This is a genomic window from Bradyrhizobium sp. USDA 4452 (genome assembly GCF_054063575.1).
On the sequence record NZ_JBSSGK010000001.1, the window covers coordinates 6130963 to 6153952 of the forward strand.

A 22990-nucleotide genomic window follows, 5' to 3' on the forward strand; every position below is an offset into this window, starting at 1 on the left:
AGCGAGCTATCGTCCATGAACAAGCCCGATACCAGAGCTATCTGGACGGGCTCCTAGCGTCGGGAGTGTCCGTCGGCGTCTCCATTCGTGGGGTGATGGATGAGCCGAACGTCATTGGGCCCTCCCGGGCCCAAGAGGGCGGTGTAGCGCTCGCCACGAATGTCGTACTGTTTTTCCGGCTGCGCCGCGTCCGGCAAGAGGCCCCAGCGGCCGAGCTTCGAGAGCATCGTGCCCGGGGCGGGTTGGGTGCCGTGGGAAAAGCCCTCGGGAACGGCCCATGATGCAGCATAAATCTCGCGGACCGCGGGGGACGTCGTCTCAGTTTTGGAGGACGCCGGAGCGGCGTTTTCCGTCGACCGTCCAAGCTGCGCTTGCGAGGCCCGATTCTCCGGCTGCGCACTGGGGTGCGGAACGCCTTCCGGTCGAAAGCCGGGACGCATGGCAGCGCCTGGCGGATTGAGTGGGCTGCTTCGCCTCATCGTCGCCGCGGGCACGAACAGCGCGGTGTAGCGGTCAGTGTGAACCACGAAACTGTTGGGTCGGCTGTCCTGGCTCGGCGGGATGCTGCTACCGTCAAGCGCAGCCGACGCGTGCTGGTCGCCCTGCCGGAAGTTGAAGGGACGAACGACCGCTCCTAAATCCAGGGGCTGCTGATGGCGCGCGGTTGACGATGATGGGCCGGCGTCTTCCGCCATCACCCACAGCTGATCCTGATCGCAACCTTCCTCAGCAAGGACCAATGGCGAACCGACCGCTGGCCCGAAAGGCGACGGTGCGCCGGTGCTTTCCATCAGCACACGAGCCATTGAATTGCCCGGCTCGCTCAGCTGGCGCTCAATAGCATCCAGTTCCGCATGGCTTAGCGTCCTCTGCCTCTTCGCAGGACTCAACTGCCCGCTCAAATCCTCACCCATGAGGGCCGCGTGACTTGAATGGGAGGCGCTCCGCGTCTGTTCATTCGCAGCCGGCTGGTAACCGTCGCTCCAGTTGAAGTGACGAACGGCTTCTCCGGGATCCGACGCCTGGTGATCGCGCGCGGTTGGGTTGAGAGACGGTGCTGGGATGGCTTCGCCCATCATCCCTCGCAGCGGATCCTGATCGTGATGTTCCGCAGTCAGCTCCTTCGGCCAACTTAGAGCTTCTCGCGGCGCGCTGTGCTGCGCGGCGGCACCCCCGAGGCGTCTGGCAACTGCGTCTTCGGGATGAGGACCTTGGGCCCTATGGTGCACAAGTTCCAACGCCTCGGTGACTCTACGGTCTTCGTCGAACAAACGAGGATAGTAGTGATCTGGTGAAACAGGAACCCTTGCGACGGCACGGGGATCAAGCTGCTGCACTTCATCCAAGTACGGCTCAAACTCCGCTTGCTGCTGCTGCGGTTGTGGCTCCGCGGCGTTGTGAGCAGCGCGATCTTGGTTGAATGGGTTGATGCTGTTAAATGGGTCCATGTCACTTCCCGGTTGAGTCGGTCGCAATCCCGAGCAGATAGTGTCACTCTCTGTTCTCGCTCTATTAGGTTCAGCTGTCGACAAGCTGACGCACTTAGAGACTTAAGAGAGAGCCAAATTGGCCAGCCCGCTGCCACACTCACCAGAGGGACGCGCCAAGGATGCCGGATTGCATTTTTCGGGAACACTGGCTCGGCTGAGTAGGAGCCGGCACGAACAGGTTCTATTTTGAGTAGCATCATGGGACCTACAAAATCGTCCCAAATGAAGTGTGTACTGAGTTGGGATGTGCTCTGACGATGCCGACCGGATGGTGCCTAAACTGAGGCGGACCTGTTCGTTGAAGTCATGCTTTGCCGAGAAGGCCTGGACTCTGGCCGCAAAGGATGAATCGGATCCGGCAATCTTGGCACGTGTCGCGGTGCGGACAGTGCAGAAATTTCTGCATACGACTGATGTGTGGGTGGACGTGATGTGCGACATGTTGCGTGTCGCCAGGAGCGGGCTTGAATTATTGTACTCGCAAGGCGTCATCCATCGAACGGGCGAGTACCTGAAAATCGAGCAAAAGCGCTTTCCGGTCTTCAAGGCCCATCAGGGCGGTGCATGAGCGACTAAACCGTGACGAAGATTCGAAATTGATCAAATCGGCGTCTGAGGTTACCTAACAGGGGACAGCCAGGGCGGTTCAGGAGCGATGCTGTAACTGCAAGGGGTCTCGCGGACGCTGCTGGGTGCCGTTGAGCAGACCTGACCAGCGGCAGCATCTCGGGCGCGCGAGCGCTCGACAGCACCAAGCGAACAGTTTAGTGATGCCGATCACGACTAGGCAGACCGCTGCAATTGGTTGCCCGTCGGCTCGAGGTGGACGGGCTTTGGCTGTGCTGCTTCCGTATCAGCCCATTTCAGTAGCGTCAGTTCGGCTGAGAAGCCTGGCCCGAAGGCGCCTAAGATACCGTATGATCCAGCCGCTTGCTCCTCATGCGCTAGCACGTGTTCCAGCACGAATAGCACAGTTGCGCTCGACATATTTCCATGAAGGCGAAGTGTCTCATAGCTGGAAAAAAAGCTCTCAGAGGACCTGCCAAGGCCCCGCTCACAAACTTCCAACACTTTTCTTCCGCCAGGATGAAAGATAAAGCTCCTTACTTGGCCAGGAAGGACGCCAGCCTCCGCGAGCAACGAGCTCATTGCACGTGGCATCAATTCGCTAATCATCGACGGAATGCGCTCGGAGACCACGACTTCAAATCCCGAGTCGCCAAAATGCCAGCCCATTAGAGAAGTCGAGTCCGGGTGAAGCAAACTCGTACTTCTCACGATATCCAGCTTGCCAGTACCGCATTCAGCTGGCCCGATTAATAACGCGGCAGCGCCATCTCCAAAGAGGCTTGAGGCGACAACGTTCTTTGGCGTGAGATCATTCGGTTGGAATGTAAGGGAGGTCAGCTCCACCGCAACGAGGAGAATACGTTCGTTGGTTGCTCGGCAAAGGGCTCCTGCTAAATTAACTCCCGATGCTCCCCCAGCGCATCCGAGGCCAAAAATCGGTGTCCGTCCCACGTCTGGTCGCAGCCCGACTTTGAAGATCAGGTCCACGTCGAGACTAGGAGTCGCTATCCCTGTCGTCGAGACGAACAAGACCCGATCGACTTGCTCGGGCTTAACCCGAGCCCGGTCGAGACAGAGCACGGTCGCTTTGCACGCGAGCTCCTTCGCCCAATCCAAATATACCTGGTTGGTTTCACTTATGCGATGCTCGCGGAGAAGCCATTCGGGCGTAACACAAAAGAACCGCTGATCGACTAGCGCATGATCGAATACGGTGAGATATCTCTTCAGCTTCTCCATTCTGGATACGAAGTGGTGACCCGCTAAAGCCTTGAGGTCGGTCTGAGAGAACCGAAACGGTGGCAAAGCCGTCCCAACAGCCAAAATTCTGGACATCAGTGCCTCTTATCGCTCGACATGGAATTCACACCAAACAAGGACCCCCGCGACATCCTGCCGTTAGTGCACGTGGACCAAGCCGACGTTGATGTTCTGCCCAACGCGGGCAGTTCCTACTGAGCCGCTCGTTGGAATGCCTGCGATTCCGGTTGTGCAAAAGCCAACAATCGGAGGGCCCATGAGCACGCAGTCGTACTCAGCGCTGACGGCCAAGTGGGAAGAAAAGAAGACTTTATGTCCACGCCTGCTGCACCGCCCTGTTGGCCGTCGCTGCCGTTGACGGGCAGCAGCGGAGTCGCAAGGTCGCAGGTCTGATATTTATTGATGACGACCGCAGTGGCGCCTTTTGCATCCAGGAGGACATCATTCCAGGCGTGACCGAGCGGATCCTTAACGGGGTTGCGGGTAGCAGTTTTGCGTTCATCCCGAAGGCCCGGCAGAATGAGTTTAGCGTTTGAGCCCTTGGGACTGGCGCAGTTGCCGTTCATCGCGATTCCAAACACCGAGTTGGCGATCTGCCAGCGGAAGCCGATTTCGCCGCCGAGCGGACTTCCTGTTGCACCAGGACACGTCAGGGCAGGAGGTGGCGTACGGACCACATCTCCGGCGTTGACGAATTCCCAGCATCGACAGCCATCGCCGCGATTGAGACCGACATCAGAACCGCTTCGCTCGCAGAGTCGCGCGGCCAGACCGGCGACAGCTGCGGCCAGCAAGACGATGGCTATCGTGCCCAGGAGCAGCCGTTTCATTCTTCTCGACCCAATCCGGGGTCAACGTTCTTGAGAGGTTCACAGACCGGATGCATGCCATGTGGCTGTCTTCTTGATCAATTCATAAGGTTGGTAGGTGACTGGAAATAATGTGTCCGCCTCTGCGAATGAATGGCTCGTCTTCTTATGTGCGGACTCATATGGGTTCGTCGCGGCAAGCCGCGTTGCCATCGTCGATACGCCTGGCAGGCGTCGGATACAGTGCCGGGATTTCGCGTAGCTGACATGTCGGACGAAATCGGCTCGGGTCGTCGCCAAGTATTTGGCGATGCCAGCACGACCGTGAGCCTGTCAGGAACCAGTTATCCGCAACGCCGCCGGAGCAGGTGCCTAGTGCAGGCCGCAAGGGCTCACAGTAAAGGCATTCCCATCCGTGCGAGGGCGCACCCAGGGACGGTGATTGTTGTTCTTATTGGAGCTCAATTGATTGAGTCTGGCTCTTTAAAGGCCGACATTGCGGTTCAGCCGGCTTGACGCGTCATGGGTTGCTAGGTGATCCACTCGTCTAGTCGCGAGCGTCACTGCGAAGCTGCCGATAACCGTCATCTGCTATCCACTTTGCCCGAGCGAGATGGCTGTCAAAAGCGCGACGCGCCCGATCCCAGTCGTGAGCAGGGTCAACGTGAAGAACAACGCGCGCTACCTCGCGCCAATCTGCACCCTCAGCTTCAGCGTCAAGCAGCCGCCAGTATGTGGCCAAATGCTCCTCGTCATAGACGGTCAGGCTCGCACCCGATGGTGCAATGTCATCGACGGTCAAATCGAGCAGCGGTTCCTGCACTGAAAGGTCTCCCGGGCAGCTTTAGGGGCAACGAGGGGATCGTCGCGCGCTTGGTGCGAAGTCGCAGTATCCTCCGATTGTGGAATAGTTTTGGTGACGCATGAGGCACATCAGGTGATGCGCTTTACGCAACGACATCTGAAACGCTTCACTGCTACGCCCCTATTATCACTGCACTGAATGGCCGGTTTGGCATGCCATCGATCATGAGCTTGTGGATACATGTGATGATTCTCGAGGCTGGGGATAACAACGAAAAGCGGAGTGAAACTGGTGGGCTAGGTATGGCGCCGTGTCGGCGCCGACCCGGCAGAAATGATCGTCGCAGCATTGCCGAGAACGACATGCGGTCAATTTTGCTCAAGTTGATGGAAATACTGGTGGGCGATCGCAAAGCGAACGCGATACTTGCGGGCAGTGCCGAGAGGTTCGCGAGCGCGTGAGCTATCAAATTTGCGCCCGGCAAATCGACGCGATTGTTTTGCCATCATGGCTCTCAATTCTGGTCTGAAATCTGGTGATGCAAAGGGCCGCCGCGAGTCTGTCGCGGCTGGTGCGCTGCGCGCAGGCTGCTACAGCAATGCGAAGGAGATGCGACCGCTCTGAAGAGCGAGCGGATCTCCGTGGTCAGAGCGGCCGCCGTCGCATCGCGACCAGTCAGGGGCTGCAGGGTGCTCAGTCGCGTTGATCCGTTCAGGCTCGGCAACTCGCCGTACGGGACAGATCGCTGGATGTGCGATCGTGCATTGTATCGTGATTGCACCAATTCAAGTGAGTTGACGTCTAGCGCAACGTACGAAACACGCTGTTAGCCTGCGGGCATGGCGCGTAGAACTGCAACATATTAAGGAATTCACTTGCTGAGCGCATGCGCGTTTGTCCGCTTCGTACGAAGTGACGAGTATATGAAAGCGCTTGGAATTGAAAGCGCCACCATTTAGTCTGGCCCCAACTTTCTTGTAGGCCGCCCGATGCTGATCTGTGATGTTACGTGTCGATGCGGTGCCGCATACGAACGCGCCGAATCGGAGCGGTACACGTGCCTGTCGCGAGCCGACAACTATCGATGCGACTGCTGCGGGTCGCCGTTGGAAAGGCACGAACCGAAATTTCTTATCGCATATCGGCGTGCCTTTACTCCATCCGCCCATTCCCTCTGCCAGAGCAAAACGAGCTCAACCTAGCCTGCTTTGGAGGACAAGCGCGAAGGCCGAGCTACGCGACCATTCAGAGATGAGAGAACCCGCTGCGCAATGCCAATTGCCCAATTTCCAATGTGATCGGTGTGACCCAGTGCGGTACTCAACTATATCCTGATGATTGGGACAAGCAGGTGTAACGTCGTTCACAGCGACGAAGAAGCGATCCCTTCCGCCCATACAGCAACGTTGTTAGGCTGACGATTTTCAGACTTGCGATCAGGCCGACTGAATATTTCTGCGCAGTTACGAAATTAGTTGCCAGCCAATTGTAGGAGCTAAAACCATCCCCCGTACCTCAGTCTCATCTCGTCAGCACGACCGGCCGCCGATTGTCCAGTGTTATCGGGCAAGCCGATATCGGTTCGTAGCCATGGCCGTGAGGGATACTGCTCGAACTTGCGCGGCCTGAGGCAGGCGGCTCGGTGCAGCCAGGCGACCATCAACGCGGCGACCCGGTTGCCCCGTCTTGTGCGTGCCTTATGCGCGCAACCGCCTTTCCTCGCTCCTGACAAACCATCCTGAGCTACTGTACCATCTCCGAGGAAAATGCCTTCTCGTTGCCTATAGCCCCGTTCAACCATCATCGAGCCTTGTCCGGTACATCTCGCCATGCGGATCAGCCTGATCGAGAACCATCAATTTAGCGAATGTTCTGATCCCGATTCGTGCGATGAGCGGCTCGTCGGCGGTTAAATCCTGCGTCCAGCTGCTGTTCCTTGAGGGAGCTGGTTAGCTACCCTCACTGAACGTGAGGACAGAAGGCGATTATCGGTTCGCCCAGAAACTTGGACGCCGTAGTGACGATCGGGGACGAACTGCATTTGTTCGAGTGCGTATCGAGCGGTCGGCCCTTCAATTACGAAATCGCGAAAACCGCAACGATTTCAGAGGAGAATCGTCGACGCGACAAAAAGTCACTCAAGCACTGCGCTGAGCGGAGTTCTTCCGCGCCTGCGCGGTCGGCACTAACTCTGACTTCGGGCATATCCGTTGTTTCGTTGCATTCGTCGTCTCGCCGTTCGAGGAGTGGATCTGGGTTGTCTCCGACCGTATGTGGGAGGAGGAGCCCTATCAATGGCGCATCCTGAGCGCCGGAGAACCAATCAAAGATGCTCGAGGATCGACGGTTACCGCCACCGACGACTGACGGCGCTCAGGGTTGAGCCGCAGGTTTTCACGCAACCAACCACTGCAGGGGCTTGAATCGTGCGTCGCGTCATATTGTACAGTCTCAACTCGTTGTTTGCGGCCGGGCTCGGAACGGCTCCATGCGACAAGAACGCCGCGCATAAGAGTACGACTTACCATGCATAACCGGACTATCAGCTCGTCGAGTCTCGGATCGCTCTCGTATGCAACGGAGGTTAATGAGATCGATCAACCTCTAAGCAGTACCGCGCAACCTGTTACAGATGCCCCCAGGTTCGTAGACGTGCTTGCAGGCATTCAGTCGACGCCGAATCCGAACGCTAGTTCGTCTGCGGCGGCAGCACCGTCGTACTTCCTCACTCACCGACCTCCTGTCATCGAGATCACACGGTCTCAATTCAAGAAAAAAATGAGGGAGTTTCATAGCGCTGAAATCAAACATATCGCCGCGAATTCACAGGAGTACTCGCCTTTCGTATCCTCAAAAGCTGCGCGCACAGCGAGTCTCGCTGAAGGTTCCGGTACAGCGAGAAGACATACACACGACGCGCGATATTTCAGCTATGAGTTAGGCAACGAAAGCGTTGGGCTTCTAAGAACAGAAGCCGGATTTTGCATGAATGAGGTATTCGAAGGCGAAAAGTGGCGGGACCTGTTTCCTGGGCGAACTGAAATCACATCCACCACAGCTCTTCGGGTTAGTCATCCGCTTGTCGACAACGCAGGGGATATTCTGCTGGAATATCAACTTCGGCTCGATGGCGAGCGACCATTGATCAATTCCACTCCGGTCAGTCTGGAAGCGCAATCCCGCCTCGCGGCGATGGGGTTTGTTGAGGTGGATGAAGCCAATATGGTGCTTGATCCTGCCCAGCGTCCCGATAAGTGGACTAGGAATGCTGACGGTAAATGGCAGCGTGCAAATAAACCCGAACTGTACCTTTCTAAAGCACGGGACACCAGCGATAGCGATGACGAGAGTGTTGCAAGTATCTCGACCGAGTCGTGCGACGATGACGTCGAAGTGGATGAACTCACTCGCGCGCTCGACAGACTCCTTGCCCAACAATAGACTGTTCGCCCGATGTTCCGGCAGCAACCATTCTGCCTTTCTAGGTGGCATGTCATAGACCCCTGAGGGGCATTGGCTTCTTGCGATCCTTGAGGAAAGAAAGCCCGCCAAGCATATGGGCGCGGCCGTTAATGTCCTCACGCGCAGGCTCAACTGGCGATCGGACGGTTCCTAGGAACTGCTCAACGGCGCGGTCTAGCGGCACTGGACCTTCCGCAACGATAGTCCGCCCGCAGTCGCCATCGGTACTGCGCGGCATCTTCGCGAGGGACGCGTGTTGATTGGGCAGGCCGCCTCATGTTCTATTCACGCGACGCATCGCGCCAAGCCTTTCGCGCGGAGGGCTCCGATGTTTACGGGATGAGAGCCGGTCGGTTTGCTCCCGTCGATCTCCGGCCCCACCACAAGGTTCTGCAGCAGGCCGCGGGCGGCGATGCTGGCCGCGAGCGCCTCAATATCGGCCTCGGTGTGCGGCATCTTCCGCGCGTTCTTCGGCGATTTCTTGAGCTTATGAGCAGGCACCAACAATTCAGCGCCAATCTTCGGCCTATCGAAGCGGGAGCGCGATCGACGTTGGTGAGTAGCCGGGGCGGAGCAAAGGCGACTCAATGAAAAGCGAGATTGGCGTTGGAGCTTCTAAGAAGATCAGATCCGCGGCGTTGACCATGTCCCAGCATCGATGCGCTGAACCGCCGCCGGCATTCGATGCCGACGTAGAAGCCGGTCCAATCAAGGAGCGGAACGAAAACCACGCCGATGACGGTAACCGAAGCGCTTTTCATCTTGTGAGGGCTGGCGGCGAGGGTTCGCGTCCGCAGTCAATATTTACCTAGACGACAACATCGATATTGACGCGCTGTGGACAGGCCTGAGTGCAGGGATCGGGACCTGACCATGTCGGAAAATCGCCAAAGCTAACACAAAAGCACAGCGAACCCGCTACTACCGGCTGGCACGAAGAATGCAGGTTCTTGGGCGTGCCTGGAGGACCTCCCTCCCTCAGGCATGGCTACCATCGCAAGTTGAGGCCGTGGCTGGCCACTGAGGTTAGCGGCGCGTGACATGAGGAAAGGACGGTGTCTGCTCGGCCGATACCGACGGGCGCGTCGTCACGTCGCCGCTAACTTTCAGTGCTGAAGACAGCGTAGTCGCGGTCCCCTTAGGATTGAGCCCGCCAGAGAGAACAGGTAGATCCGGGCCGACCAGAAGGTGCGAAGCCGAGGGATCCTTTAACTCAAGTAGCCTCAAGCGTTTCATCCTCGCTGTCGGTTTGAAGAATGGTTTGCGATAGGAGCACGGCCGCTCTTTGGAGTGGGGGAATGAACCGGTCAAGCTCTGCGAAGCTGACTCGCGCCGCGGGCACCGAGACGCCAAGACAGGCTATCAGCTCCCGGTCCGGAGAAACGATAGGGACCGCACAGCCGACCACGCCTTTCACGTATTCCTCATTGGTCTTGGCCCATCCATGATGGCGCGTCTCCTCGAGAATTTTCAGAAGCGTCTCGCAATCCACGATGGTGTTATCAGTGTACTGGGTCAGAGCGAGTGAGCGGCATAGCTTTTCGCGCGGCCTCTTGGGCAGTCGGCTCATGTAGATCTTTCCCGTCGAGGTGCAGTGAAGTGGAGCCGCCTCGCCGGGATTGAATTGAAGCCCCTGTGGTTGGGACACGCGTACGCTGTCAACGTAAGTGACGAGATTGTCGCGCACGACACCGATCTCGCACTGTTCGCCGATCTCGCCAGCAACCGCGCGCAGCACCGCATGGCGTCGCGCCGTGCGAAAAGCCGCGCCGATGACTCTGGCGGACAGCATCACCAACTGATTGCCTACCACGTAGCGCTTCGATCCAAGCGCTTTCTGAAGAAGGCCGCGTTCTTCCAGGTTTCCGACAAGTCGATGCGCCGTCGGAACGGGTAACGAAAGGGCGCTCGCGATCTCAACGACCGAGACGGCCTTTGTCTGGTGAGCGACATGGCCAACTATCGCGAAAGCTCGGTCGAGGGGCCCAGCAGTCTTTTTTTGGTCGGCCATCCTAATCTCCCCGGTCGAAGAAAATTATCATTTTTCGGAACTATTGCTACTGAAATATGAAAAGCCACCTGGATCAGGCTTAGGTTTGCTCATATCGTTGGCGTCGTCGGTCGTTGATCGGTTTTTGTGCGCTGCACAGGCTCGGTATGGCGATCAAGCCCAGCAAATTTGGCAATATGGTCGAAGCGTTTTGAAGGGGAGTGGGAATGTCTCGTCATTACGACGTGGAAGCTGTCCGCAAGGAGTTCCCTGCAGCCGAAACGATGGTCTACCTCGACTCCGGTTTTCAGGCGCCGCTCGCGCGTCCCGTAATGGCCGCCATCGAAACCTTTCTTCGTGAAGGCCTGGAGAGCGCCGGGCCGAAAGGCGTGTGGCTCGACCGGGTTGAGCAAACGCGTGCCAAAGTAGCCCGTTTCCTAGGGGTGTCGGCCGACGAAATTGCCTTTACCAAGAACACATCGGAAAGCATGAACATCGCGGCGAACGCGTTGCCTCTGCGAGCCGGCGATAGCGTTTTGATGATCCATGGCGATCATCCAAACAACACCTATGCTTTCCTCAATTTGAAGAAGAAGGGGGTCCGGATCGACTTCCTTCCCATGACGAATGTCGTAAACGCCGAGGCTTTTCTTCCTTACATCGAAGATACGACTCGCGCGATTTCGCTGTCGCACGTGACCTTCCACGCAGGACATCGCTTCGATATCGAGAGTATCGGCGCTCTTTGCGCGGATAAGAAGCTCTACTTCGTTGTCGACGTCATGCAGGCAATCGGGGTCGTTCCGATCGATGTGAAGGCCATCCAGGCGACCTTCGTGGGCTGTGGAAGTCACAAGGGATTGCTCGTCCCTCAAGGTCTCGGATTGCTCTATTGGGACCAAACCCTGAAGGAGCTGGAGCCCGCCTATCTTGCAGCTGCCAGTTTGGCGGAAATTCCTGACGACCTTATCGCTCGTCCCGATCGTTTGGCGTCGTCTCCCACCGCGCGACGCTTCGAGTTAGGCAACTTCAACCTTCCTGCAATTCATGCGCTCGGAGCCTCGCTCGACATGATCGAGCAGATCGGGGTGAAGAACATTCAGAATCATTGCTTCGATTTAGGTGATCATCTGCTCGCCCAGCTGGACGAACTCGGCGTCAGTCTCATCGGTCCGCGTCAGCGGCAACATCGCTCGCCTCATATCTACGTCATCGGTCTTCCTGCGACAGAATGGCTTAGCTTCTTCGAAGAGAATGGCGTGCGTGTTTCCCCAGAGCGCGACGGCATCCGTATATCGTTCGGCATGTTCAACACGATCGACGATGTGGATCGCTTAGTGCATTTTATCCGCGGACGGCTGTCAAAAAAGTCATTCAAGGCTGCGTAGGTTTAGGCATGGGAGCAGTTCGAGAAAAAGCGCTCGAGGCGGACGGCCTGATCGAGCCAAAGCGAAGATCATGGCTTTGCGCTTGCCGATACGCTGAAGGAGAGATCGTGCATTCAGCTGACGCGGTCGATTAGTACCGGCACAACGTGCACGATGAGCGACCATGCCAAGCGCGGTCGCCGTGCGCACCCGCAATCGTGAGGTTTGCGATGTTCACAGTTCTCCTTGAAAAGACCGTGGATGGCCAGCGTTACATCGACTGGCTTGTTTCGGGTCTCGGTTGGACGTTGGCGCTTGCCTTCTTCGGCTGGTGGATTGCATTCGCAATCGGAGTCGTCGTCGGCATAGGTCGAACTGTGCAGAATCCCTTCTTCCGGGCCCTAGCTCGATTGTACGTTGAGATCTTCCGAAACATCCCCGTTCTCGTGCAGATGTTTCTCTGGTACTTCGTCCTGCCCGAGCTTCTTCCAACGACCATGGGCGACGGGATAAAGCAAATACCTCCGCCTTGGGGAACTTTCCTTCCGGCCCTGTGGTGCCTGGGCCTCTACACCGCCGCGCGCATCGCAGAACAGGTTCGCGCAGGCATCGAAGCCTTGCCCAAGGGACAGGACGAAGGCGCTGCCGCACTCGGCCTGAGCGGTTATCTAACGTATCGCCATATTATCTTGCCGCAGGCACTTCGCCTGATCGTGCCAAGCCTGACAAGCGAGGTGATGGGCATCTACAAGAATACATCCGTCGCTCTAACCATCGGTGTGATGGAGCTGACGGCCCAGGCGCGCCAAATCAGCGATGCGACGTTCCAAACCTTCGCGGCATTCGGTGCCGCCACGCTCATCTATCTTGCTTTGGCTTTGATCGCCTACCAGACGATGATGCTTATCGACAAAGCCCTGCGCATACCCGGTACCGCACCCGGTAGGGAGGCCGGCGGGTCAGATTTCGACGCTGTGAAGCTGGAAAGCCCCGTCCCTAACGGTATGGAGGTCGTGAAATGAACAGTCTCGATGTCTCGATTGTCGTACAGGCATGGCCCTATCTGTGGTCAGGATTGCTGTTCTCGCTTTCATTGACGGCAGCCGCCTTCTTGGTTGGAATGTTTCTTGGAACGCTCTTCGCCCTCGTGCAGCACTTTGAGCTCCGCATTCTGAGCCAGCTCGTCCGTAGCTATGTCGCTCTGATGCGATCGATTCCGCTCATTCTGGTCCTGTTTTGGTTCTTCTTCTTGGTGCCCATCGTTCTGGGGCACCTGTCAGGCAACGGTCGCCCGGTTCCAGTCGGTGCCACCTACACAGCGTTCATCACCTTCGGCCTGTTTGAAGCCGCCTACTATTCGGAAATCATCCGTGTCGGATTGCGCGCCGTGAACAAAGGACAATTCGAGGCGTGCCAGGCTCTCGCCCTGTCGACGTTCGATACGTATCGTCATGTCGTCCTTCCGCAGGTGTTTCGGGTCGCAAGCCCCATCATACTGAGCCAGACCATTATCCTGTTTCAGGATACGTCCCTTGTTTACGTTCTATCGCTCACTGATCTCCTTGGTGCGGCTTCCAAGCTTGCACAGCTCAATGGTCGTCTGGTCGAGATGTACCTCGCAGTGGCTGGTGTTTATCTCATCATAGGCTGCGCCGCGTCCCAATTCGTCGCCTCGCTCCGCAGGAAGTACGCGATCGCGGGCGCCCGCCGATAATCAGTCATAATCCGATGGCCCGTCATTCCCTGGGGCTACAACCTGGAGATCAGCATGCAGCAAGAACGCACCGTTAGCCCAGCTGACCCGTTTGCGATGGTTGTCGTCGAGCACCTCGTCAAGCGGTTCGGCAGCTTCAATGCCCTGAGCGACGTCAACCTCAAAGTCGCAAAAGGAGAAAAGATTGTACTCTGCGGACCATCGGGTTCCGGGAAATCGACTCTCATCCGCTGCATCAATCATATCGAAAAGCACGATTCCGGACGCATAGTCGTCGATGGGATCGAACTGACAGACCGGATTTGCGACATCAACAACGTTCGCTCTGAAGTCGGCATGGTCTTTCAGAGCTTTAACCTGTTTCCGCATCTGTCGGTGCTCGAAAATTGCATGCTGGCTCCGATGAAGGTCAGGGGCCTTGCTGAGTCCGAGGCGCATCAGCGGTCGATGGCGCTGTTGAGGAAAGTCCGGATCCATGACCAAGCCAACAAATATCCCGCTCAATTGTCGGGCGGGCAGCAGCAACGTGTCGCGATAGCCCGTGCCCTCTGCATGCAGCCCAAGATCATGCTGTTCGACGAGCCGACCTCTGCCCTCGATCCGGAAATGGTCAAGGAGGTGCTCGAAACCATAGTTGAGCTCGCGCAGGATGGGATGACGATGGTCTGCGTCACGCACGAAATGGGTTTCGCGCGCGAAGTTGCGGATCGCGTGGTCTTCATGGATCGCGGCTCAATCGTGGAAGAGGGCGATCCAAGCACATTCTTTCGCGCGCCGAATACGGAACGCGCGAAGGCGTTCCTCAATCAGATCATTCACTGAGATCGCGGCCCACGCGGGTTTCCCTGAAATGCCGTGATCAGACATGACAGTTTGATATGACCAACGCATCGCCAACAGAGCGTATCGAAAGCGACTCGCTTGGCCCGGCGACGATCCCGCTGAAAGCCTACTATGGTCCGCAGACCGCGCGCGGGATCGCAAATTTCTCGATCTGAGGTATTCCGATTAGTCACTTTCCCAACTTCATATAGGCGCTGGCATTCGTAAAGATGGCCGCAGCCAGGGCAAATGCGCGCCTCGGGCGATATTGAGAAGGATAAGGCCGATGTAATCTGCGCGGTTTTGCGGCGAAATTGCGCGAGGAGTGCTGCGGAGAGAATTTCCGCTGGACGTCTTCCAGAGAGGGGCGAGAACGTCGACCAAGATGAATATGAACGAGGTGATTGCAAATCGCGCCGCCTCGGACCGGCATCCCATTCGGCTCGGCCTCGACCGTCCCCTAGCCTTGGTCGGCGCCGCTTGCTCTAAAAACCACAAGCTTTGTGCTGCGGAAAGACGCTCTGATTCCCGGCGATGGAGCAGATTGCGAACTCGGGCAACCAAAATATAGAAAATGCGTATGCCCGGATTTCGTGTTTTCCGATTGAGCTTGATTGCCGATGGACGGGAGCGCTCACACAAGCGGGGAAGGTGGCTCCCATCGGGTTCATGATGTTGCCTTCGATAAATTCTCATATTTCGAAATCTAGGTACTCGTAAACTGAAATTATTGTGGTACCAAATGGCTCGTGAGGCCTATCATTTAGCCATGGCTGAACGCTGCCCGGTTCATGTGCGGTGCGGAATGAGCGGATCGTACGCTGCCCAGCTTCGGGAGTCGGAAGCGGTCATGTTAGCGACGCCAGATCGCGCACGGATCGCCTGGGAGCGCCCGCGCTGCCCAAGATCAAAAGCGCAAAAAGCGCGCTTCATCTGAATCAGAGGAATTCCTATGGCCAAAATGTTTGCACTGCTTTCAGCGATCGCGATCACCGCAACTGCGATTTCCACGGCGCACGCGGGGCCAACGCTTGACAACATCAGATCGAAAAAGGTGATCACCATTGGTTATCGCGAGGCCTCGATTCCCTTTTCCTATCTCGGCGCTGATCAGAAGCCCGTTGGTTTTTCCCTCGACCTGTGCGCGCACGTCGTCGATCGTCTGAAACTTGATCTCGGCGCTCCGGACATTCAGACAAAGCTTACGCCCGTCAACTCGTCCAACCGGATTCCACTTATCCAGAATGGCACGATCGACATCGAGTGCGGCGGCACTGCCAGCAGTAAGCAGCGTCTAGAACAGGTCTCATTCAGTGTTGCAACCTTCGCCAGTCAAACGGCTTGGCTCGCAAAGGCGTCGAGCGGGCTCAAGACGCCGAAAGACCTGAAAGGGAAGACCGTTGTTGTAACACAGGGTTCCGATGCTCTCGGCATTGCCAAGGGCATTTCGCAGCAGGACGATCTCAACCTGACCATCGCGCAAGCCAAAGACCATGCGGAATCATTGCTGCTACTCACGACCGGTCGTGTGACGGCGTGGGTGGAAGCTGACATTCTCCTGGCCGGCATGAAGGCGGATTATGCGAAGCCGGCCGACCTCATCTTTCTAAATGCTAACTATGGTACCATTTATTATTATGGCCTGATGTTCTCGAAGGATGATCCCGACTTCAAAAAGTTAGTCGACGACGTTCTCTCCAAGCTCATGGCTTCCGGCGAGTTCACCAGAATCTACGACAAATGGTTCGTGGCTGCGATTCCGCCGAAAAACATCAACCTGAACTTCCCAATGACCGATGCGCTCAAGGAGCGCGTCGCTCACCCCAGTGATGTGGTCAATTACTGAGCTTGACCGCGGCGAGCCGAAGCCGCCGCGGCGACAGGACATCAACGCCAGACCTGGCAACATGGTCCAATGCTGGCGTGATTGCGAACGCGGACGCAAGCAACTGTCGTCACCCAAAGGGAGCGCGAAATGACAAGCGGAGCAGTGGACTGGAAGTCGATGACAGACGTGGATCGACAAATCGCGCAATGGGTCGAGCAGACGCCATTTGTGGACACCCATGAACACCTGATCGAGGAAAGCCAGCGCCTTTCCGGAGCAATCCATCCACGGACATTGCCGTGCAACGACTGGGCCTATCTATTCAGATCCTATGCTGCCGAGGATCTGGTGGTTGCGGGCCTGCCAGCGACCGACCTACGGGCGTTTCTCGGGCCGGACCTTGCGAGCCAGGACAAATATCGGCTGATCGCGCCTTATTGGGAACGCATCCGCCACACCGGCTACGCCCAGGCGCTACGCCATACGTTTCGTGGCGTTTACGGTGAAGAGGACCTGACCGCCGAAAGCCTGCCCCGCATCGCCGAGAAATACCATCAGACCGTACAGCCGGGTTTTTACGCACGGATTCTGGAGCTGGCAAACATCAAAGGCTGTCACGTCAATTCGCTTCAGCGCATCTTTATGGAGACCGAGCAGCCAGGGCTGCTCGACCACGACATAAGCATCCTTCAATTGTGCCGGTGTAGTGCTGCTGACTTTGCGTGGGTGGAGGTCGAGACGGGCAAACGCCCGACCACTCTCGATGAATGGCTCGGGGTCATAGACTTTTATTTCGCGACTTACGGAGCCAAGGCCGTGGCTGTAAAATCGCAAATCGCCTATTCTCGCGCTCTCGATTTCGAGCCGGTCACCAAGGCGCATGCCGCAAGACTATTCCCGCACCATGCCGACAGGGTAGGCGCATTGCACGCCCTCGGTCCTGAGGATCTTAAGGCGCTGCAAGACTATCTATTCCGCTATTGCGTCGGCAAGGCCGGCGAGTACGGCTTGCCGGTCAAACTGCACACCGGCGTTTTGGCGGGCCACGGCGTGATGCAACTCGCGCGTACTCGCAGCAATGCAGCAGATGTGTGCCGTCTGCTGCAGGATTTTCCCGAAATCCGATTCGTCCTCATGCATATTGGCTACCCATACGAGCACGAGTTTATTGCGTTGGCCAAACATTATCCTAACGCGGCGATCGACATGTGCTGGGCATGGATCATCAATCCGGTGGCGGGCGTTCGCTTCTTGAAGGAGTTTTTGATGGCGGTTCCGTCCAACAAGATATTCACCTTCGGCGGCGACTATGTCTCTGTCGAGCCAATTTATGGTCATGCGTGCGTAGCGCGCCGTGGAATCGCACAAGCTCTCTCGCAATTGGTGGCCGAAGGCTGGATCGCGCTCGAGGCCACCCGTGACCTGATCGACCGGATCATGCGCGGCAACGCGCTTCAGTTCTTTCAGAAAGCGCATCGGGTGGATACGACGCCAGCGGAGTGTCGAGCAATCCCCCGATGAGTAGTCAGCTTCAAAGCTGACCCCGAAAGTATTCCATTGGTTAATCATGGCCGGAGTTGGCAGCCGATCGCAACAAAACGTTGCGGTGGCACAAATTGCACGTGCCATCGAGTTCGATTGGGTGTAAGGTCCGGTACTAACGCTGGAGTTGTGTTATGGAAAGTGAACTCCTTAAAAGTGTTTGTATCGTCCTGTTCGGACTGAGCCCCTTCCTCATCATCGGCATAGCGATGTTCGCGCCGTGAACGATTCAACAAATAGGCCGTCGCAGTTGGCGGCCCTGTTTGATCCTACTCTCAAGGCTAAGACGCGGACTCATTAGGGCGCAGCCATAGCGTGATCGACGCGAGTTGAACGAAGGCAAGATAGTTGGCGGCGAGCCTGTCGCAGCGCGTCGCCACCCGACGTCCTGTTGAAGAACCGCTCGACCTCGTGACGGTCGTGCACCCGAGGAACGCCAAGCGGCTGTTCGGCAGCATGGGCTTGATGGCGATCAATTCATGATCGGCGAGTTCGTAGCGCATGAGTGAGCCCAGTTTGGAAGCTTGTATCACGGCCATCTGCTCCGACGCAGCGCTTTGAGGCAGGCGCCGGTGGGGGCGCTTACCGGCAGAAGCTGGAATCAGCCCGCCGACAATCCTTCTCGAAACCGTCGAAAATGATCCGAAGCGGGCCGCGCGCTTCAGGCTCTTGGCTCGTCATCTGCATGACAGACGATCTATGCAGTTACCGCTATAAGCGGATACATGGATAAACAGCGGAAGCCGATCTATAGACCTAATCGGGCGATGGACCAGCAGATGATAATGCGCTCCCTCGAAAATATCGAGCGGTGCTTGGAACTCTTGCAGCGTTCATCTCCCAATAGCTTCGCCGGATACAATACCGCGGTGAGGACCGACGACAGTCAGTGAGCGAGCGATTTTCCAAACGGCTTGGCCACTTTTGGGCTAAGCTGTTGTATGGACCGGGCCATGTGGCTCAGACATCTGGAAGAGGCCGAGCGGCACATCGCGTAAGGCGTGCGACACATTGCTGAACAAGAGGAGCGGATCCGCTTCATGTTGCGGCGGGCTATGATACAGAGGAGGCTCAGAGGCTGCTGGATCACTTCTATGCTTCCCAAGCGCAGCATATTCAGCACCGAGACCGCATCCTCCACGAGCTAGAGGAGTAAGAAAGGACGTTACTGCCCGCACCGATGCGCGTCCCACTGCTCGGAGATGATTTGCAGCATTCCGGCCATCCGCGCGGGTGACGTGAAGATTTCCACCTTTCCCATTTCGATTGCCGCGCACGGCATCGCAAAATCGCGCGAGCTCGTCCTGCTCTGAGCCATCGAAATCCCCCCCGCGGCGCGAACCTGCTTGAGGCCCTCTAGCGCAGTTGGTAGTGCGCCACTGAGAACGATGGCTGCTAAGCGGTTGCCATAAGTCTCGGACATGCTCCCCAGCAGGCCATCCGGCACTTGAAGCCAACTGATTGGGTTCTCGGGAAGTGGACGGACGCGAAAGCCGTCCGGCGTCAGTTGCACCGAAGCTCCGGGAGGGCAGAGATAAACTTGCCCGAAGACGGGCCAGCCTTCCTCTTCGGCCCAGCAGACCTTTCTCTTCGTGTGCCACCCCAGCACCTGATCCAAGTTGCTGGTAGATGATCTCGGGAGATGTTGAGCCAGGACGATCGGAGGATAGAAGTCAGCAGGAAGGGAACTCAAAAGTTCAATAGTTGCCCCGATCCCGCCAGCCGAGGCGATAACGCCAACGGCGCAGGAACGTCGAACCGAGGCGTTGGTTGGACCGAAGCGCATTCTGTCATCTGGATGACATAGCCTGCCCGTGGAGGCAATCATGCCCATGTCCAACCGCCTGCTGCTGAAAGCGCCTGTTGAGGAACTCAAGCTCGTCGAACCCAAGCTCGAAACGGTGGAACTGAAGTGCAAGCAGGTCTTGGTTGGGCCAAATGAGCCGATCAAGCATTTCTACTTCGTGGATAGCGGCGTCGTGTCCATGGTCAATGAACCGGATGATGGACAAGTCGTTGAGTTCGCAACCGTTGGACCTGAAGGATTGGTCGGCATCCACGCGCTGCTTGGCGTTGCTTCCATCCCGAGCACGATGCTTGTGCAAATCCCCGGGTCTGCTCGTCGCGCAGAAATCAAATCGCTGGCCTCCTCGCTCGATAAGATTCCGAAGCTGCACCAGATGCTGATGCGTTATACGGTGGCGCTGATGAACCAGATCGCGCAGGGCACCTCGTGCAACCGTCTACACGAAGTCCAGGAGCGATGTGCGCGATGGCTGCTGCAAACGCACGACCGGGTTGAAGGAGATGTATTTCCACTTACTCATGAATTTTTGTCGCAGATGCTTGGCGTGCACCGGCCGACCGTGACGGTGGCTGCTGGCGTTCTGCAAAAGGCGGGTTTGATCAACTACGACAGAGGTCAGGTAACGATATTGAATCGCAAAGGGTTAGAGGCTGCCTCATGTAGCTGTTACAAAATCATCTTGCGCGAATACGAGCGTCTTGTCGGTGCTTGAGGGTTGTAAGCTCTCCCAGGTGTCATATGCACCCGCCGCATAGTAACGCCCACTTCTAGGCTTTAGTCGCATCACGCCGCCGAGTTTATGGTACATGGCCTAGCAGCCAGCCTTACGACTTCTTCCACACGCATTCCAGAGCCTCGTGCTCGTCTGGTATCCGAAGATGCTATCGACCTTGCGCGACGTCACAGGACGCTGACAGAATGCCCTTGCCGATGGCGTACTGACGGACCACTGATATTCCGGCTTGAAGTTCGCTAGCTCCCATCGCTCTAGCATCACAACTAAGTCTCCCATCTCTCAGAGCTTGTCGGTCACGCCAGTGGCCATCGCGGGCGTAACCTTGACCGTGTGATGGCTGCGCACGAAGTTATCGTGCATCGTGTGCAGCGCAATCGCCGCGGCATGGTTCTCGACCTTTTCAGAAGGCGTCCGTCGATCGCGTGAACCGGCGCATGGCGTGGTTGCTGCGCTCGGCGTAAGATGTGCTGAAATGGTTCGGATCAGGGTTGCCAATCTTCGTCTTTTCCGCGCCAAGGCACTCGGCCGGCCTATAGCGGACTTCCGCCTGCGGATCAGAGCCGCAAATCAGATAAGCATCGCATGGTCAACCTGGTCCGCGAATGCCGCCTGAACGGCATGCAAGTACGGCCTGTAAGCATCACTGGTAAGCTGGACGCGATTGGCTAGGCCCCTCGTGGACGAACGTCAGAGCGGCGTCCGGATCACGAGCGCCAAGCAACCAGCTCACAATCGGCTTGGTTGCGGCGCAGATCGCCGTTCATGTCCAATTGTCGCCAACGGCCCGGGAGCGGCAACAGCCTTCTTGGTGCGCGGCCTTGGCTAACGAAGTTCCAGATTTCATCCATCTGGACGGGCTTTCACGGCATGTTCTCGAGGGTCTTGTCCTGATAAGCCGCGCGGCGTGGCCTCTATCTACCAACAACATTGCCACCGTGTTCTTGCTAGCCACCCGTCAAACGTTTGATAGCGCAAAATATCCATTGCAGAGTAGACGAAGGATTCGGGCACGGGCCTGTCTGGTTAACTTATTCATACTGACCATTATGCGTGGCAAAAGACATTGTTATGCTTCCTAGCCGGCTGCCTGACGATGCGGATCGCCTTTACGTACACGACGTGGCCGTGTGCCTTCGCGCGCGGGTGGTTAGTGGTCGCCTATATCGCGACGCTTAAGCGACTCGAGCGCTCGTGGGGCAGTTCTCGCGTTGGTCGCCGCGAAGTATCATACCGAGATCGCTGGTCACACAATGTCTCGGCGGCCAGATACGGCAAGAGACCTGTTTCACGGAATGCGACCGTGATGCCGGTCGGCGAGTTGAGTCGATCGTCGACACCGAGCGTGAACTTTCATCTTACCCAATGTTACCCAACGTTCGTTTGAAAAGCCGCATAGGGCGAAAAAATGACGGATTAGCATCCCTGCGCCTCGGCCGCGGACGAGGAGGGCGCGTGAGTTTAGGGGCCAACGAGCCCAGAGGGGGAATGATGACAAGGAAGCTTACCACCTTTCACGGTTATTACATGGGGCTTGCCCGTAACGTTCTCATCTGCGTTGCGCCTTTGGCTGGAACGGTCATAGGATTCACCCAAGTCAAGGCGGACGAGATCAACTGGCGTCAGGTTGAAGGCGCGTCGATTGTCTGGGCCTATGGCATTCATCCGTATGCCGACGCGGTGGCAGCCCAGTTGCCGGAATTCGAGAAGCTGACGGGCATCACCTCGAACGCGGCATAACCTTCGGTGCGGTAAAATGAATGCCAGGCCATTGATGTTCTTCGGAACGACGAATCTCGATCTGTGCTTCAATGTCGAGCGGCTTCCAACGCCGGGTGAAAGCCTGATGGGTGCGTTGACCCGTAACCCCGGAGGAAAGGGCGCCAACCAGGCCGTCGCGGCCGCCCGGCTCGGCCTAAAACCACACTTCTACACGCATCTCGGTGATGATGATGCCGGTCAGTCGCTTTTAAAATCGCTTATGGAAGCCGGCGTTCGCACTGAGGCAATTACGATCTGTGCAGGCGAAGTCTCAGGCTTGGCCGCATTTGCAGCATCGCTCGCTCAACGGCTGCCTCTTAAGGAAGCAGTTAGAAAGGCGCTAGCCGTTGCAGCCTTGTGCGTAACACGGCGCGGGCGGTCCGCCCGGTCGCGTCCGATCGATACAGGCTTGATTTCACTGAACTGGCTGGCGGCGAGGTTCGACAAGCCGCCGATGGCTGGCATGCCATTGTTCCGCTTGGAGGAGCGAAACACCGGCTCTGGCTGAATGAACTTCCGCGGCGCGGATCGCTGGTTGGCATCGACTTGCCCCTTGACCGCAGCTTCGATCTTCGTTTGCAGGCTGCCTATCGATTTTGGCTGGCGCTCGAAGAGCGCCCTGTTGGACCGCCACCTCTTGCCCAATCGATCGGTACCCGCAACCGGCACATCTTCGCCCTGCGTGCACTCGACGGGTGGCTCGAAGGCAACAGCTACCGCAACATCGCCGAAGGCCTGTTCGGCAAGACCCGCATCCCGGATCGAGGCTGGAAAACACACGACCTGCGCAGCCGGACCATTCGCCTTGTCCGGATGGGGCTGCACCTGATGCGAGGTGGTTATCGTGACTTGCTCCGTTACAAACGCAAGGACAGGGACGACACTTCATGACTTCGCTGCGTGGCCCGCTCCATGTGGCGGGCTCCCGACTTGCCACGCAGGATGCCGCGGCGTTCTCCCTGCGAAGACAACGATCCGGGATCACCGTCGGATCCTGTGCGGGCCAGCAGACAGCCTCATCCAATGCGCA

At 57.2% G+C, this 22990-nt stretch carries 18 protein-coding genes and 3 pseudogenes; 12 read left to right on the top strand and 9 right to left on the bottom strand.

Going from position 1 to position 22990, the window contains the following annotated elements; genetic code table 11:
• Positions 1-53 precede the first annotated feature (53 nt).
• Positions 54-1448, bottom strand: coding sequence for a hypothetical protein (locus ACVISU_RS29000; RefSeq protein WP_456709171.1), 1395 nt, complete (start codon positions 1446-1448; stop codon positions 54-56).
• Positions 1449-1788: 340 nt separating this feature from the next.
• On the opposite strand from ACVISU_RS29000, the gene ACVISU_RS29005 reads away from it, so the two are divergent.
• Positions 1789-2058, top strand: a complete 270-nt coding sequence (locus ACVISU_RS29005) for a hypothetical protein (protein ID WP_456709172.1) — start codon at positions 1789-1791, stop codon at positions 2056-2058.
• Between the two features lie 215 nt (positions 2059-2273).
• On the opposite strand, the gene ACVISU_RS29010 is transcribed toward ACVISU_RS29005, so the two are convergent.
• From ACVISU_RS29010 to ACVISU_RS29020, 3 genes are all read right to left on the bottom strand, one after another.
• Positions 2274-3395 (bottom strand): type III polyketide synthase, encoded by a 1122-nt coding sequence (locus tag ACVISU_RS29010; protein ID WP_456709173.1) that lies wholly within the window; start codon positions 3393-3395, stop codon positions 2274-2276.
• 116 nt (positions 3396-3511) lie between these two features.
• Positions 3512-4150: a hypothetical protein gene (locus ACVISU_RS29015; protein WP_456709174.1), complete on the bottom strand. Its 639-nt coding sequence runs from the start codon at positions 4148-4150 to the stop codon at positions 3512-3514.
• A gap of 526 nt (positions 4151-4676) precedes the next feature.
• Positions 4677-4952 carry a DNA -binding domain-containing protein gene (locus ACVISU_RS29020; protein ID WP_456709175.1) on the bottom strand — a complete coding sequence of 92 codons (276 nt, stop codon included), beginning with the start codon at positions 4950-4952 and terminating at the stop codon, positions 4677-4679.
• A gap of 2967 nt (positions 4953-7919) precedes the next feature.
• Here ACVISU_RS29020 and ACVISU_RS29025 point away from each other — a divergent pair.
• Complete coding sequence (locus tag ACVISU_RS29025; RefSeq protein WP_456709176.1) at positions 7920-8375, top strand: hypothetical protein; 456 nt, start codon at positions 7920-7922, stop codon at positions 8373-8375.
• Between the two features lie 345 nt (positions 8376-8720).
• Here the strand turns inward: ACVISU_RS29025 and ACVISU_RS29030 are convergent.
• Positions 8721-8915, bottom strand: a pseudogene (locus ACVISU_RS29030) (hypothetical protein); the annotation flags it as partial.
• Positions 8916-9609: 694 nt separating this feature from the next.
• A complete protein-coding gene (locus ACVISU_RS29035) occupies positions 9610-10407 on the bottom strand; it encodes an IclR family transcriptional regulator (RefSeq protein ID WP_456709177.1) in 798 nt (265 codons plus the stop codon).
• Between the two features lie 206 nt (positions 10408-10613).
• Between ACVISU_RS29035 and ACVISU_RS29040 the strand changes: the two genes are divergently transcribed.
• The 6 genes from ACVISU_RS29040 (at position 10614) to ACVISU_RS29065 (ending at position 17638) form a co-directional block, all read left to right on the top strand.
• The gene (locus tag ACVISU_RS29040; RefSeq protein WP_456709178.1) at positions 10614-11774 is read left to right on the top strand and encodes an aminotransferase class V-fold PLP-dependent enzyme; all 1161 of its coding nucleotides are present in this window, start codon (positions 10614-10616) and stop codon (positions 11772-11774) included.
• A 209-nt stretch (positions 11775-11983) separates the two neighbouring features.
• The gene (locus ACVISU_RS29045) at positions 11984-12775 is read left to right on the top strand and encodes an amino acid ABC transporter permease (protein WP_456709179.1); all 792 of its coding nucleotides are present in this window, start codon (positions 11984-11986) and stop codon (positions 12773-12775) included.
• On the top strand, positions 12772-13467 hold the full coding sequence (locus ACVISU_RS29050; RefSeq protein ID WP_456709180.1) for an amino acid ABC transporter permease: 696 nt from the start codon (positions 12772-12774) through the stop codon (positions 13465-13467). The genes ACVISU_RS29045 and ACVISU_RS29050 overlap by 4 nt, the downstream gene beginning before the upstream one ends.
• A 54-nt stretch (positions 13468-13521) precedes the next feature.
• Positions 13522-14289, top strand: coding sequence for an amino acid ABC transporter ATP-binding protein (locus ACVISU_RS29055; protein WP_456709181.1), 768 nt, complete (start codon positions 13522-13524; stop codon positions 14287-14289).
• A 952-nt stretch (positions 14290-15241) separates the two neighbouring features.
• Positions 15242-16135: an amino acid ABC transporter substrate-binding protein gene (locus ACVISU_RS29060; RefSeq protein WP_456709182.1), complete on the top strand. Its 894-nt coding sequence runs from the start codon at positions 15242-15244 to the stop codon at positions 16133-16135.
• A 129-nt stretch (positions 16136-16264) separates the two neighbouring features.
• Entirely contained in the window at positions 16265-17638 is a 1374-nt protein-coding gene (locus tag ACVISU_RS29065) for an amidohydrolase family protein (protein WP_456709183.1), read from the top strand.
• Between the two features lie 302 nt (positions 17639-17940).
• Here the strand turns inward: ACVISU_RS29065 and ACVISU_RS29070 are convergent.
• Both ACVISU_RS29070 and ACVISU_RS29075 read right to left on the bottom strand, forming a co-directional pair.
• Positions 17941-18076, bottom strand: a pseudogene (locus tag ACVISU_RS29070) (IS5/IS1182 family transposase); the annotation flags it as partial.
• A gap of 748 nt (positions 18077-18824) precedes the next feature.
• Complete coding sequence (locus ACVISU_RS29075) at positions 18825-19493, bottom strand: chemotaxis protein CheB (RefSeq protein WP_456709184.1); 669 nt, start codon at positions 19491-19493, stop codon at positions 18825-18827.
• Between ACVISU_RS29075 and ACVISU_RS29080 the strand changes: the two genes are divergently transcribed.
• Positions 19486-20178, top strand: coding sequence for a Crp/Fnr family transcriptional regulator (locus tag ACVISU_RS29080; protein WP_456709185.1), 693 nt, complete (start codon positions 19486-19488; stop codon positions 20176-20178). The two genes, ACVISU_RS29075 and ACVISU_RS29080, sit on opposite strands and share 8 nt — an antisense overlap.
• A 112-nt stretch (positions 20179-20290) precedes the next feature.
• Here the strand turns inward: ACVISU_RS29080 and ACVISU_RS29085 are convergent.
• Positions 20291-21238: pseudogene (locus tag ACVISU_RS29085) on the bottom strand (IS1 family transposase).
• Between the two features lie 452 nt (positions 21239-21690).
• Here ACVISU_RS29085 and ACVISU_RS29090 point away from each other — a divergent pair.
• From ACVISU_RS29090 to ACVISU_RS29100, 3 genes are read left to right on the top strand one after another with little or no spacing between them, the layout of a single operon-like run.
• Positions 21691-21939 (top strand): hypothetical protein, encoded by a 249-nt coding sequence (locus ACVISU_RS29090; protein WP_456709186.1) that lies wholly within the window; start codon positions 21691-21693, stop codon positions 21937-21939.
• Positions 21940-21955: 16 nt separating this feature from the next.
• Positions 21956-22468 (top strand): PfkB family carbohydrate kinase, encoded by a 513-nt coding sequence (locus ACVISU_RS29095; RefSeq protein WP_456709187.1) that lies wholly within the window; start codon positions 21956-21958, stop codon positions 22466-22468.
• 38 nt (positions 22469-22506) lie between these two features.
• A complete protein-coding gene (locus ACVISU_RS29100; protein ID WP_456709188.1) occupies positions 22507-22851 on the top strand; it encodes a DUF2285 domain-containing protein in 345 nt (114 codons plus the stop codon).
• Positions 22852-22990 lie beyond the last annotated feature (139 nt).